The 13898-nt window shown below is 68.6% G+C and carries 15 protein-coding genes; all 15 read left to right on the top strand.

What is annotated here, in order from left to right; translation table 11 throughout:
• Positions 1-110: 110 nt before the first annotated feature.
• The 15 genes from ACYVGI_RS07960 (at position 111) to nusB (ending at position 13885) form a co-directional block, all read left to right on the top strand.
• Entirely contained in the window at positions 111-1451 is a 1341-nt protein-coding gene (locus ACYVGI_RS07960) for a replication-associated recombination protein A (protein ID WP_460632080.1), read from the top strand.
• 174 nt (positions 1452-1625) lie between these two features.
• Positions 1626-2255 carry a 30S ribosomal protein S4 gene (gene rpsD, locus ACYVGI_RS07955; RefSeq protein ID WP_055894174.1) on the top strand — a complete coding sequence of 210 codons (630 nt, stop codon included), beginning with the start codon at positions 1626-1628 and terminating at the stop codon, positions 2253-2255.
• Positions 2256-2390: 135 nt separating this feature from the next.
• Complete coding sequence (locus ACYVGI_RS07950; RefSeq protein ID WP_460632079.1) at positions 2391-2768, top strand: DUF948 domain-containing protein; 378 nt, start codon at positions 2391-2393, stop codon at positions 2766-2768.
• A gap of 75 nt (positions 2769-2843) precedes the next feature.
• On the top strand, positions 2844-3035 hold the full coding sequence (locus ACYVGI_RS07945) for a hypothetical protein (RefSeq protein ID WP_055894169.1): 192 nt from the start codon (positions 2844-2846) through the stop codon (positions 3033-3035).
• 42 nt (positions 3036-3077) lie between these two features.
• Positions 3078-5735, top strand: a complete 2658-nt coding sequence (gene alaS / locus ACYVGI_RS07940) for an alanine--tRNA ligase (RefSeq protein ID WP_460632078.1) — start codon at positions 3078-3080, stop codon at positions 5733-5735.
• A gap of 6 nt (positions 5736-5741) precedes the next feature.
• Entirely contained in the window at positions 5742-6209 is a 468-nt protein-coding gene (ruvX, locus tag ACYVGI_RS07935; protein WP_460632077.1) for a Holliday junction resolvase RuvX, read from the top strand.
• 82 nt (positions 6210-6291) lie between these two features.
• Positions 6292-7809 carry an endolytic transglycosylase MltG gene (gene mltG / locus ACYVGI_RS07930; RefSeq protein WP_460632076.1) on the top strand — a complete coding sequence of 506 codons (1518 nt, stop codon included), beginning with the start codon at positions 6292-6294 and terminating at the stop codon, positions 7807-7809.
• Positions 7802-8923 carry a shikimate dehydrogenase gene (locus tag ACYVGI_RS07925; RefSeq protein ID WP_460632075.1) on the top strand — a complete coding sequence of 374 codons (1122 nt, stop codon included), beginning with the start codon at positions 7802-7804 and terminating at the stop codon, positions 8921-8923. Before mltG ends, ACYVGI_RS07925 begins: the two co-directional genes overlap by 8 nt.
• A gap of 142 nt (positions 8924-9065) precedes the next feature.
• Complete coding sequence (gene aroC / locus ACYVGI_RS07920; RefSeq protein WP_460632074.1) at positions 9066-10274, top strand: chorismate synthase; 1209 nt, start codon at positions 9066-9068, stop codon at positions 10272-10274.
• A gap of 11 nt (positions 10275-10285) precedes the next feature.
• Positions 10286-10777 carry a shikimate kinase gene (locus tag ACYVGI_RS07915; protein WP_460632073.1) on the top strand — a complete coding sequence of 164 codons (492 nt, stop codon included), beginning with the start codon at positions 10286-10288 and terminating at the stop codon, positions 10775-10777.
• Positions 10774-11898, top strand: coding sequence for a 3-dehydroquinate synthase (aroB, locus tag ACYVGI_RS07910; RefSeq protein ID WP_460632072.1), 1125 nt, complete (start codon positions 10774-10776; stop codon positions 11896-11898). The genes ACYVGI_RS07915 and aroB overlap by 4 nt, the downstream gene beginning before the upstream one ends.
• A complete protein-coding gene (locus ACYVGI_RS07905) occupies positions 11895-12347 on the top strand; it encodes a hypothetical protein (RefSeq protein ID WP_460632071.1) in 453 nt (150 codons plus the stop codon). Before aroB ends, ACYVGI_RS07905 begins: the two co-directional genes overlap by 4 nt.
• Before the next feature lie 6 nt (positions 12348-12353).
• Entirely contained in the window at positions 12354-12791 is a 438-nt protein-coding gene (locus ACYVGI_RS07900) for a type II 3-dehydroquinate dehydratase (protein ID WP_460632070.1), read from the top strand.
• A 113-nt stretch (positions 12792-12904) separates the two neighbouring features.
• A complete protein-coding gene (gene efp, locus ACYVGI_RS07895) occupies positions 12905-13468 on the top strand; it encodes an elongation factor P (protein ID WP_460632069.1) in 564 nt (187 codons plus the stop codon).
• The gene (gene nusB, locus ACYVGI_RS07890) at positions 13469-13885 is read left to right on the top strand and encodes a transcription antitermination factor NusB (protein WP_055894151.1); all 417 of its coding nucleotides are present in this window, start codon (positions 13469-13471) and stop codon (positions 13883-13885) included.
• The last annotated feature ends 13 nt before the right edge of the window (positions 13886-13898 follow it).

Here is a 13898-nt window from a genome sequence, read left to right as displayed (position 1 = left end):
CGCCTATGAGCGGCAAAGTCGTGACTCCCAGGTTCGGGCAGGGGATGGGCGCGCATCCACGGGGCGGGCGGGGCGGGGCGAGTGTCGGTGGGACCGGCTAGCCTTGACAGGTGGTCGACGTGCAACCTGGGCTCCGTACGGGAGCGACGCCTCTCGCTGTGCGGATGAGGCCGAAGTCGCTCGACGAGGTCGCCGGCCAGAAGCACCTGCTGCGGCCGGGTTCGCCGCTCGTGAGCCTCGCGTCGGACAAGAGCGGAGAGACCGGATCGGTCTCCGTCATCCTCTGGGGTCCTCCCGGCACGGGCAAGACCACGCTGGCGCAGGCCATCGCGCACTCGTCAGGGCGGCGGTTCGTGGAGCTGTCCGCCGTCACGGCCGGTGTCAAAGACGTGCGGCTGGTGATGGACGAGGCGCTCTCCACGCGCGACCTCTACGGGGTGTCCACCGTTCTCTTCCTCGACGAGATCCACCGCTTCACCAAGGCTCAGCAGGACGCCCTGCTGCCCGGCGTGGAGAACGGATGGGTGATCCTGGTCGCAGCCACGACCGAGAATCCGTCGTTCTCGGTCATCTCGCCGCTGCTGTCGCGGTCGCTGCTGCTCACGCTGGAGACGCTCAGCGACGACGACCTCGGCACGGTGGTGGATCGGGCCGTCGCCGACGAGAGAGGGCTCGCCGGCCAGTACGCGCTCGACGCGGAGGCCAGGGCCGCGATCGTCCGCCTGGCTTCCGGGGATGCACGACGAGCGCTCACGGCGCTCGAAGCCGCCTCGGTGAGCGCGGCGTCGTCCACGCGGGCGACGTCGAAGAAGAAGCCGGTCATCACGGCAGAGCTGGTCGCACAGGCGGTCGACAGGGCGCTGCTGCGCTACGACCGCAACGGCGACGAGCACTACGACGTGATCAGCGCGTTCATCAAGTCGGTGCGCGGCTCCGACGTGGACGCATCACTGCACTACCTGGCGCGCATGATCGAGGCGGGGGAGGACCCGCGCTTCATCGCCCGGCGCATCATCATTCTCGCGTCGGAGGACATCGGCCTCGCCGACCCGCAGGCGCTCGTCGTGGCGGTTGCCGCCGCGGACGCGGTGCAGCTCATCGGGATGCCGGAGGGGCGCATCCCGTTGGCGCAGGCCGTGGTGCACCTGGCGACCGCACCCAAGTCCAACGCGGCGTACATGGCACTGGATGCGGCGATCGCCGATGTGCGCGCCGGTCGCATCGGCCGCGTGCCCAAGCACTTACGCGACGCGCACTACCCCGGCGCCAAGCGGCTCGGCCACGGCAAGGGGTATCAGTATCCGCACGACGACGCGCTCGGCGTGCTTCAGCAGCAGTATCTGCCGGACGAGCTCGCGGACGCGACGTACTACACGCCGACCGAGCACGGCAACGAGCGAGACGTCTCCGCGCGCCTCGCCAAGCTGCGCCGGATCGTGCGCGGACGCTGACCAGCGATCTGCTAGACTTCTCTGGCCTAGAAGCGTGCTCGCGTGCGGCTGCGTCGAGCAACGTCTTCGAAGGGACAGGCCCTGTAGCCGGGCCTCCCCGGCACATCCCTCTACTTTTGCAGGACGAACATGTGTGCCTGCGTTCATTGTTAGAGAGACAACCGAAAGGAAATCGTGTCTACCAAGTCACGTACCCGTAGCAAGACCCGCCTCTCGCGGTCGCTGGGCATCGCCCTGACCCCGAAGGCGGCGAAGTACCTTGAGAAGCGTCCGTACGCCCCCGGCGAGCACGGCCGCACCAAGCGCAAGGCCGACTCGGACTACGCCGTTCGTCTGCGCGAGAAGCAGCGTCTGCGCGCCCAGTACGGCATCCGCGAGAAGCAGCTCCGCATCGCGTTCGAAGAGGCACGTCGCACCCAGGGCCTGACCGGTGAGAACCTGGTCGAGCTCCTCGAGATGCGTCTCGACGCCCTCGTGCTGCGTGCAGGCTTCGCCCGCACGACCGCGCAGGCTCGTCAGTTCGTGGTTCACCGCCACATCCTCGTCGACGGCCAGATCGTCGACCGTCCCTCGTTCCGCGTGAAGCCGGGTCAGTTGATCCACGTCAAGGCTCGCTCGGAGGGCACGGAGCAGTTCCAGGTCGCAGCAGCAGGCGGACACGTCGACGTCCTGCCGAAGACCCCCGGTTACCTCGAGGTCGAGCTCGACAAGCTGCAGGCGCGCCTCGTGCGTCGCCCGAAGCGCGCCGAGGTCCCGGTGACGTGTGAAGTCCAGCTCGTCGTCGAGTACTACGCGGCTCGCTAAGCACAGCGCTCTGAACGGCAGGGGTCGTGGCATCAGCCACGGCCCCTGCCGTCGTTTTCCCGCAGGACGCCCCTCGCGCGCTCCACGGGGTTTACGCTTGAGCTGTATGCCGTTGGCGGAATGGAAGGTGGCCTCGTGTCCGGTGGCGATATCGCAGGATTGATCGCGGCGGGCGTTTTCGCGGTGCTCGTCGGATTCATCGCGATCCCCCTGGTGAAGTTCGGTCGCGTGCTCGACCAGACCAGGGATGCGATCAAGGAGGCGAGCGACGGCATCACGCCGATCCTCGACGAGACGGCAACGACCATCCACGAGACCAACAAACAACTGGCGCGCGTGGACGTCATCACCAGGAATGTCGCCGATGTGACGGGCAACGTGTCCGCCCTCGTCTCGCTGTTCGCCGCGACGGTGGGGGGTCCGCTCATCAAGCTCGCCGGGTTCAGCGCGGCCGTCCGCGCGGCCTTCGGGTGGACGCGGGGCTCTCGACGTTCCCGCACGACCACCGACTAAACTGACCGAGGCGCGCGGGAGACCGCCGACAGCTCGTCGGCGCCCGCGTCGTATCCATCGAGGGAGAATCAGGACATGAAGAGTTTTCTGTGGCTCGTCGTCGGCGTCGCGATCGGTTTCGTCGTCGCGCACAAGGTGAACGAGACCCCGCAGGGGCGTCAGTTCTTCAGCAGCATCGACAAGAAGGCGCGCGACTTCGGCGAGGCCGTCTCCGATGGCTACCGCCAGCGCGAGGCGGAGATCCGCTCCGCCATCGACGGCGACTGACCCCTCTCCCACCGACTTACCGCTCTCTACCGCTCGGAAACCATGCAGACTGCTGAAATCCACCGCCGCTGGCTCGACTTCTTCGCCACGCGCGGTCACACCGTCGTCCCGTCCGCCTCACTGGTCAGCGACGACCCGTCGCTGCTGTTCACGGTGGCCGGAATGGTCCCGTTCGTGCCGTACCTCACCGGTCTGGTCCCTGCTCCGTTCCCGCGTGCGACGAGCGTGCAGAAGTGCATCAGGACGCTGGACATCGAAGAGGTGGGCAAGACGCCCAGGCACGGCACGTTCTTCCAGATGTGCGGCAACTTCTCCTTCGGCGACTACTTCAAGGAGCAGGCGATCACGTACGCCTGGGAGCTCCTGACGACGCCGGAGTCCGACGGCGGGCTCGGCTTCGACCCGAAGGACCTCTGGGTCACCGTGTACGAGGAGGACGACGAGGCGCGGGAGATCTGGAAGCGCGTCGCCCAGCTCCCGGATGAGCGCATCCAGGGTCTCGGACGCGACACGAACTACTGGTCGACCGGTCAGCCAGGTCCGGCGGGCCCGTGCTCGGAGATCTTCTTCGACCGCGGTCCTGCGTACGGCATCGATGGCGGTCCCGCGACAGACGACGACCGGTACGTGGAGATCTGGAACCTCGTCTTCATGCAGTACCTGCGCGGCGAGGGCACGGGCAAGGCAGACTTCGAGATCCTCGGCGACCTGCCCAAGAAGAACATCGACACCGGCATGGGTCTCGAGCGCGTCGCGTTCCTCAAGCAGGGCGTCGAGAACATGTACGAGATCGACCAGGTGCGCCCTGTGCTCGACCGTGCCGCCCAGCTCGCCGGCAAAGAGTACGGCGCCGTGCACGATGACGATGTCCGCTTGCGCGTCATCGCCGACCACGTGCGCAGCGCGCTGATGCTGATGTCGGACGGCGTGACGCCGTCGAACGAGGGCCGCGGTTACATCCTGCGCCGTCTGCTGCGCCGCACCGTGCGTGCGATGCGCCTGCTCGGCGTGGAGGCGGCGACGTTCCCCGAGCTGTTCCCGGTGTCGCGGGACGCGATGAAGGCCGCATACCCGGAAGTCGATGCGGACTTCGCGCGCATCGCGCAGCTCGCATACGCGGAGGAGGAGACCTTCCTCCGCACCCTGGTCGCCGGCACGAGCATCCTGGACACTGCTGTCGCGAACACGCAGCGGGCCGGCAAGGATCAGCTCGCGGGCGACACGGCGTTCCTGCTGCACGACACGTACGGCTTCCCGATCGACCTCACGCTGGAGATGGCGGAAGAGGCCGGTCTCAGCGTCGACCGCACCGCGTTCGACAGTCTGATGGCCGACCAGCGCTCCCGCGCGAAGGCGGATGCGAAGGCGAAGAAGACGGCGCTGGCCGACCTCTCCGTCTACAGCGCGTTCCGCTCGCAGGGGGAGACCGTCTTCACCGGGTACACCGAGCTGGAGACCGAGTCGAGCATCCTGGGCCTGATCGTCGACGGTGCGTCGGTGAACAAGGCGACGGAGGGGCAGATCGGTGAGGTCATCCTCGGCGCGACGGCGCTCTACGCCGAGTCAGGTGGACAGGACGCGGACGCGGGCACGATCGTCGGCCCCGGCTACGAACTCGAGGTGCTCGACGTTCAGAAGCCGGTGAAGGGGCTGATCAGCCACAAGGTGTTCGTGCGCAGCGGTGAGGTCGGCGTCGGCTCGCCCGCGACCTCGCTGGTCGACAAGGACTACCGTCGCGGAGCGCGCCAGGCGCACTCCGGCACCCACATCATCCACGCGGCGCTCCGTCAGGTGCTCGGCTCCAACGCGCACCAGTCGGGCTCGTTCAACAAGGCGGGCTACCTGCGTCTCGACTTCTCCTGGAACCAGGCGCTGTCGCCGGAGACCCGCACCGAGATCGAGGAGATCTCGAACAACGCGATCCGCGACAACCTCCAGGTGACGACGCGCGAGCTGCCGCTTGCGGAGGCAAAAGCGCTCGGCGCGATGGCACTGTTCGGCGAGAAATACGGCGAGACCGTGCGCGTCGTCGACATCGGCGGCCCGTGGTCGCGTGAGCTGTGCGCGGGAACGCACGTGGCGTCGAGCGCCGAGATCGGCATGATCAACCTGGTGAGCGAGTCGTCCGTCGGCTCCACGAACCGCCGCGTCGAGTCGCTCGTCGGCCTCGAGGCGTTCCGCGATCTCGCCGTGGAGCGAACGATCGTGTCCCAGCTCTCCGGGTCGCTCAAGACGCCGCGCGAGCAGCTTCCGGAGAAGATCGCCGACCTGCTCAACAACCTGAAGGCCGCCGAGAAGCGCATCGCCGCGTTCGAGGCGCGCGCTGTGCTCGACAAGGTGCCTGCGCTGCTGGAGTCCGCATCCCGTCACGGCTCGGTGACCGTCGTCGCGAGCGACGCGGGAACGCTGAACTCGGCCGACGACCTGCGCCTCCTGGCGACCACGGTTCGGGAGCGTCTGGGCTCCGACCCCGCTGTCGTCGCTCTGGCGGCGCGCGCGGGCGACAAGCCGGTCGTGATCGTCGCCACCAACCAGGGCGCACGGGATGCCGGCGTCAACGCCGGAGCTCTGGCGAAGACCGCATCCGGTGTCCTCGGCGGAGGCGGAGGCGGCAAGCCGGACCTCGCCCAGGGCGGGGGCACGAACGTCGACGCCATCCCGGCAGCGCTCAGTGCGGTGACGTCGGCGATCGGCGGCTAGGGCGCCGTGCGCTCGGGAGTGCGCCTCGGCATCGACGTCGGGAAGGTCAGGATCGGCGTGAGCAGGTCCGACCTGCACGGGATGCTGGCGACGCCGGTGGAGACGGTGCCACGCTCCGAAGATGCTGCGGATCGGCGTAGGATCGCGGAGATTGTGACGGAACTCGGAGTTTTCGAGATTATCGTCGGTTTGCCTTTGGCGCTCTCGGGCGGCCACACCGCATCCACGGCTGACGCTGTCGGGTTCGCTGAGGCGCTCGTCGCGGAGGCGGGTGTGCCGGTTCGGCTGGTGGACGAACGACTGTCGACCGTCTCGGCCCATTCGGCCCTCAGAGCGTCGGGAAAGAACTCGAAAAGCGCGCGTCCGGTGGTGGATCAGGTGGCTGCCACGATAATTTTGCAGCACGCCCTCGACGCGGAGCGCGCAACAGACCGTCCGCCGGGCACACCCGTTGAACCGAACATTGGACCCTAGTTTGTCGCAGAACCCTCACACCCCGGGGCACGGCGAAACCAGCCAGCCGGACGGCCAGCCCGCTCCGCCGTCTTTCCCCTCGGTGAACAGGCAGCCTCTCACCCGTCGCGAGGCCAAGGCCAGGGAGGCCGCGGCCGCCGCAGAGTCCGGCGCGGATACGCAGAGTGGCACACCGTCGGGTCAGGCGTCGTCGGCACCGGCCACGCCGCCTCCTCTCGATTTCGACAGTGTGATCACGGGACCCATCGCATCGCAGCGGCTGCAGCAGGATGAGCACGCGGACGCGCTCGCGGACATCAGCGAAGGCGAGCGCGAGCGTGAGACTGTCGGCGCGCGACGGTCGAATTTCATCGCTGCGCGTGGCCAAGCCGCCGAGGGCGCGCCAGAGGCTGTGACGAGCGACCCGTTCGCGACGTTCGAGGAACTGACAGCACAGCACGACTCAGTGGACGCGGAGCACGCTCCGGATGCGCAGAAGGACTCTCCGCTGGTCTGGCGGCAGCAGCACTACCTGTCGCACACCGAGCCGCCCAAGAAGAAGCGCAGCCTCAAGGGGCTGTGGGTGACCCTCATCATCGTCGCGATCTTCGGCGGACTGATCGGGGGAGCGTACGCGGTGTTCCAGCCGCAGGTCGCGAAGCTCGTCCAGGCGATCACGCCGGTGGACAACGACTACTCCGGCAGCGGCACCGGCGAGGTGCTGTTCTCGATCAAATCAGGCGACAGCGGCTCCGACATCGCGAACAACCTCGCCAAGAAGGGCGTGACGAAGAGCTACGAGGCGTTCTACACGCTCCTGCTGCGGCAGAAGCCGGAGGTGAACTTCCAGCCCGGCCTGTTCAAGCTCGCCAAACAGATGAGCGCGCAGGCCGCGCTGATCGCGCTGCAGGACCCTTCGTCGAAGATGGAGAACACCGCCGTCATCCCCGAGGGGACGGCGGAGAAAGACATTCTGCCGATCGTGGCGGACGCGACCAAGCTCCCGCTGGCCGAACTGCAGGCGGCGGCCGCGAACCCGGCTGAGTACGGCGTCCCGGCTGAGGCGAAGACGCTCGAGGGCTTCCTGTTCCCCGCGACATACACGTTCACGCCGGGGATCACGGCGCACGATGCGATCAAGACGATGGTCGACCGCAGCTTCCAAGCGCTCGACGAGGCGGGGGTGGCCCCGGCCGACCGGTGGAAGACCGTGGTGCTCGCATCCATCGTCCAGCGCGAGGCAGGTCTGGCACCGGACTATCCGAAGGTGTCGCGGGTCTTCCTGAACCGGCTCGCACAGGGCTGGGACCTGCAGTCGGACGCGACGGTCGCATACGGAACAGGCAACACGCACACGGTGACGACGACCGATGCGGAGCGCGCGGACGCCGGCAACCCGTACAACACCTACGTGCACGCCGGGCTGCCGGTCGGGCCGATCTCGAACCCGGGAGACCTCGCCATCAACGCGGCGATCCATCCCGCGGACGGCCCGTGGATGTTCTTCGTGACGTGGAATCTGAAGACAGGCGAGACCATCTTCTCGACGACCGTGGAGGAGCATGACGCCGCGGTCGAGAAATGGCAACAGTGGATGAGGGACAACCCCGGCTATGAGTGATGCACGCGGCGTGAACCAGCCAGACGGAGCGGCCGAGGAGGACGGCGTGTCGGAGGCGGCGGCCGAAGCGTCGATCGCGGCCATCGTCGAGGCCGAGCGGGAAGCCGAAGCGGAAGAGGCGGCGGTCGCGGAGGCGGCGGAGGCGGTCGAACTGGAGGAGCCTGCGGAGGAGCCGACGGAGGAGGCGCCACAGGCACCGGAGGTGCCGCAGGCGTCGAAGGCGAAGGCGAGCAAGCCGAAGGCTGCCAAGCCCGTCGCCCGCACGCTCGCCGTCCTCGGCTCGCCCATCGATCACTCGAAGTCGCCGGCCCTGCATCGCGCCGCGTACGACGTGCTCGGCCTGGACTGGGAGTACGAGGCCGTCGACGTGACATCCGAGACGCTGGGTGACTTCATCGACGGCCGCGGCCCTGAGTGGCGGGGGCTCTCGCTCACCATGCCGCTCAAGCGGTCCGTGATCCCGCTGCTCGGCGAGATCGACAGGGTCGCAGAGCAGACAGGCGGCGCCAACACGGTCCTGCTCGACGACGACGGCGTCGCGCGCGGGTTCAACACGGATGTGCCAGGCTTCGTGCGGGCGCTCTCCGCCGCCGGGCTGGAGAGCGCGCACTTCGTGCACATCCTTGGCGGCGGAGCGACGGCGGCGTCCGCGCTGGTCGCCGCCGCAGAGCTCGGTGCGGAGAAGGTCGACATCTACGTCCGCTCGCTGGAGAAGAGCGTGTGGCTGGAGCCGCTCGCGCACCAGCTCGGACTGATGGTGCGCATCCGTCCGCTGAGCCAGGCCGATCGGTCGCTCGACGTGCCGGATCTGGTGATCAGCACGCTGCCGGGCGGGGCGACGACGGATGCGCTCTACACCGATTCGACGCGGCGCCGGGCGGTTCTCTTCGACGTCTCGTACGACCCGTGGCCGAGTGTGCTCGGGCGGTCCTGGAACGCCGTCGGGGGGCACGTGGTCTCCGGGCTGGCCCTGCTGGCGCATCAGGCCCTCCTGCAGGTGCGCATCTTCGTCTCCGGCGACCCGCTGCAGCCCTTGGATGGCGAGGACGCCGTGCTGGCCGCGATGCTCGACGCGGTCGGGATCGACGCGACGGGCGCGCCGCTTGAAAGCTGACGGCGCGCCGCTCGAGGGCTGAGGCCGCGCCGCTCGAGGGCTGACGCCGCGCCGATCCCTCCACAGGTCGGGGGCTCCCTGAGCTGTCCACGGAAGTGTCACACGGCCGGGAGGCCACTGCGCGCTGTGCCAGAATCGAACCATGCTTCGTTGGCTCACGGCCGGGGAATCCCACGGCCCCGAACTCACTGCCCTCCTCGAGGGGCTCCCCGCTGGGGTGCCCGTCTCCCTCGACGCCATCCGCGCTGATCTCGCGCGCCGCAAGCTCGGCTATGGGCGTGGTGCGCGCATGAAGTTCGAGCAGGACGCGCTCGACATCTCGGGCGGTGTCCGGCACGGGTTCAGCCTGGGCAGCCCGATCGCGTTGCGCATCGGGAACACCGAGTGGCCCAAGTGGGTCGATGTGATGAGCGCGGAGCCGGTGGACGAGGAGAAGCTCGCCGGGGGCCGCGGCGCACCGCTCACCCGCCCGCGGCCAGGGCACGCCGATCTGGTCGGGATGCAGAAGTACGGGTTCGACGAGGCCCGCCCCGTCCTGGAGCGCGCGAGCGCCAGGGAGACGGCCGCTCGCGTCGCCCTCGGAGCGATCGCGCGGTCGTTCCTGAACGAGCTCGGCATCACGCTCGTCAGCCACACCCTGTCCATCGGGCCGGTGCGGGTGCCGGAGGGCTCCGCGCTTCCGCTGCCGAGCGACGTCGCCGCGCTCGACGCCGACCCGCTGCGCTGCTTCGACAAGGGCACGAGTGCGCTCATGGTGGAGGAGGTGGACGCCGCCCACAAAGACGGCGACACGCTCGGCGGTGTCGTCGAGGTGCTCGCATACGGTCTTCCGCCGGGACTCGGGTCGCACGTTCACTGGGACCGCAGGCTCGATGCGCAGCTCGCCGCAGCCCTGATGGGCATCCAGGCGATCAAGGGCGTCGAGGTCGGCGACGGTTTCCTCACCACGACCCGCCGCGGCTCGGAGGCTCACGACGAACTGGTTGCGGAGGACGGCGAGATCGTCCGCACGAGCGACAAGGCCGGCGGAACAGAGGGCGGCATGAGCACGGGCACCGTGCTGCGGGTCCGTGCCGGCATGAAGCCGATCGCGACTGTGCCGCACGCCCTGCGCACGATCGACATCGCCACCAGCGAGGCCGCCGCCGCGCACCACCAGCGCTCCGACGTCTGCGCCGTGCCGGCGGCCGGGGTGGTCGCTGAGGCGATGGTCGCCCTCGTGCTGGCCAACGCGGTCGTGGAGAAGTTCGGTGGGGACTCTGTCGCAGAGACGGCGCGCAACCTGCGCGGCTACCTCGACGCGATCCCGCAGAACCTCGCGACGGAGCGCCTCTCGGCGCCGTACGCCTGAAGACCGCGCCCGTGACCATCGTCCTGATCGGTCCGCCCGCGGCGGGCAAGACCCGGCTCGGCAAGCGGCTCGCCGCGCGACTGAAGGTGCCGTTCATCGACACGGATTCGCGCATCGTCGCCGCGCACGGACCCATCCCCGCGATCTTCGCCGAGCACGGAGAACCGCATTTCCGGGCCATCGAACGGGAGGTCGTCGCGAACGCGCTCGGCGAGCCGGGGGTCGTCTCGCTCGGCGGCGGGGCGGTCATCGACCGCGACACCCAGGCCGACCTCGCGGCAGCGAGGGTGGTGCTCCTCACGGTCAGCCCTGAGGCGATCGCGTCGCGCATCGGCAGCGGAAAGCGTCCGCTGGTGACCGACGTCGAATCCTGGAAACGTCTCGTCGCGGCCCGCTCAGACATCTACACAGCACTCGCCGATTACACGGCAGACACATCGAACAGGCCGATCGACGCCATCGTGGAAGAGATCGCAGCCTGGGTCGAGGAAGGACAGCGATGACCGCCAACGACAACGAGACCGAGACCGCAGGCAACGAATCGACGGGAGGCGAGCCGACCGAGATCATCGTCCCCGGCGAGAATCAGTACCCCGTGGTGGTCGGGCGTGGTCTGCGCACCGAACTCGCGTCCTACCTCGGGAGCGGTGTGGCCAAGGTGCTGATCGTCCACCCGCCGACGCTCGGGGCGGCAGCGGCGGACCTGCGCGAGTCGCTGGTCGGCCGCTACGAGGTCCTGCTCGCCGAGGTGCCGGATGCGGAGGCGGCGAAGCGGGTCGAGGTCGCCGCGTTCTGCTGGCAGGTGATGGGGCAGGCCGACTTCACCCGTTCGGACGCCGTCGTCGGCTTCGGCGGGGGCGCTGTCACCGACCTCGCCGGGTTCGTCGCCGCCACCTGGCTGCGCGGTGTCCGTCTCGTGCAGGTGCCGACCACGCTGCTCGGGATGGTCGACGCGGCCGTCGGCGGAAAGACCGGCATCAACACGGCAGAGGGCAAGAACCTGGTCGGCGCCTTCTACGCGCCCGACGCGGTGATCTGCGACCTCGACACGCTCACCTCTCTCGCTCGCAACGAGATCCTGGCCGGGTTCGGCGAGGTGGTGAAGTACGGCTTCATCGCGGAGCCGGAGATCCTCGACATCATCGAGCGCGACGTCGACAGGGCGACCGACCCGCTGACGCCGGAGTTCCGCCGTCTGGTGGAGCTCTCCATCGGCATCAAGGCGCGGGTCGTCGGGGAGGACTTCACCGAGCATGGCCTGCGGGAGATCCTCAACTACGGCCACACGCTGGGGCACGCGATCGAGCACGCGGAGCGCTACCAGTGGCGGCACGGCGCCGCCGTCGCGGTCGGCATGATGTTCGCAGCAGAGCTCGCGCGGCTGAGCGGTCGCCTGAGCGACGAGGTCGTGGACAGGCACCGGCGCATCCTGGAGTCCCTGACGCTGCCGGTCAGCTACCCGCTCGGCCGTTGGCAGACGCTGCTCGCCTCGATGCAGCGTGACAAGAAGGCGCGCGGGAGCCTGCTGCGTTTCATCGTCCTCGACGACATCGCCAGGCCGACCGTCCTCGCCGGCCCTGACCAGAGCCTGCTGTTCGCGGCGTACCAGGAGATCGGGTCGTGACCGCTGCGTCGGAGCCGACTGCGCGGCCAGAGAAGCTGTCGGCGCAGAAGCCGTCGGCGCAGAAAACCGTGGCGCAGAAGCTGCAGGTCAAGCCGGGCGATGTGGTGTGGATCTCCGGGGATGCGGGGGAGGAGCGCGCGCTGGTCGGCGCCCTTCCGGACGGCGCCACGGAGACAGACGCAGGCGGCGACGCATCGATCGCCGTGACGTTCGTGCACGACCGTGAGGAGCTGCTGGCGCGGTTCGCGGCCGACCTGCCGTCGCTGCGCGGTGCTCGGGCGGTCTGGTACCTGTACGAGAAGGGCGGCCGGTCGGAGGTCAACAGGGACACGATCATGCGCGAGGCCGGCGCGTTCGGCTGGCGGGCGAACAGCAACGTCGCCGTCGACGACACGTGGTCGGCCGTGCGGGTGCGTCCGCTCGGCGATGGCGAAGCGCCGGTAGGCTGATTCGACATGAGCAGTGTTCTCGTCCTCAACGGCCCGAATCTCGGGCGTCTCGGCACCCGCGAACCCGACGTCTACGGCGCAGGGACGCTTGACGACCTCCAGGCCGTCCTGCAGTCCGATGCCCCGGAGACGACCATCGAGCTGCGGCAGACCGACGAGGAGGCGCAGCTTCTGCGCTGGCTCTACGAGGCGGCCGACTCCGGCGCCCCTGTCATCCTCAATGCCGGCGCCTGGACGCACTACTCGTACGCGCTCCGGGATGCGGTCTCCCTCGTGACCAAGGCGGGAGGCACCGTCATCGAGGTGCATCTGTCCAACCCGCACGCGCGCGAAGAGTTCCGGCACACCAGCGTGATCTCGGCCGTCGCGAGCGGGGTGATCGCCGGGTTCGGGTTCGACTCCTACCGGCTCGCCCTCGCCCACATTCGCCGAAACGCCGCCTGACAACTAGAATCTCTTGAGGCTGCCGCCGCGTCGATCGTGCGCGGCCGGCCACCGTGGAACGCTCCGGCGTGCATCCACCCGGATCTTCTCCCATAATCGAACGGAACTCACGCATGGCAACAACCGCTGACATCAAGAACGGCATCGTCCTCAACATGGACGGCCAGCTCTGGACCGTGATCGAGTTCCAGCACGTCAAGCCGGGCAAGGGCGGCGCGTTCGTCCGCACCAAGCTGAAGAACGTCACGAGCGGCAAGACCGTCGACCGCACGTTCAACGCCGGGTCGAAGATCGAGACCTCCAACGTCGACCGCCGCGACTACCAGTACCTGTACCAGGACGGCGAGAGCTTCGTCTTCATGGACACCAGCGACTACGACCAGATCACCATCTCGGGTGTCGTCGTCGGCGACGCAGCCAACTTCATGCTCGAGAACCAGAACGTCACCGTCGCGCTGCACGAGGGCGAGCCGCTGTACGTCGAGCTCCCCGCATCCGTCGTGCTGGAGATCACGTACACCGAGCCGGGCCTGCAGGGCGACCGCTCCACCGGCGGCACCAAGCCGGCGACCGTCGAGACCGGCTACCAGATCCAGGTTCCGCTGTTCCTCGAGACCGGCACCAAGGTCAAGGTCGACACGCGCACCGGCGACTACCTCGGCCGCGTCAACGACTAGATGAGCGCCAGGACCAAAGCCCGCAAGCGTGCTCTGGACGTGCTCTACGGAGCGGACGTCCGGCAGATCGCGCTGAACCAGGCACTCGCCACCGAGGCGGAGCGCGCGGCCAGTGAGCCGCAGCGCGAGGCCTCCTGGCTGTACGCCCGCGAGATCCTCGACGGGATCATCGACAACCAGGACGAGATCGACGAGCAGATCGAGACGTACGCGCAGGGTTGGACCCTCGCGCGGATGCCGATCGTCGACCGCGCCATCCTCCGCATCGGCGTGTGGGAGCTGCTCTTCAACGAGCAGGTGCCGGACGGCGTCGCCATCTCGGAGGCCGTCGAGGCGGCGACCGTGCTGTCGACGGACGACTCGGCCGGGTTCATCAACGGCCTGCTCGCGAAGATCGCCCAGAACAAGCCCAAGTAACCCCAGCGGGCCC

The sequence above is a fragment of the Leifsonia lichenia genome (genome assembly GCF_054780215.1).
Note: the sequence above shows the minus strand (reverse complement) of the source record. Positions and strands in the feature narration are given on the sequence as shown.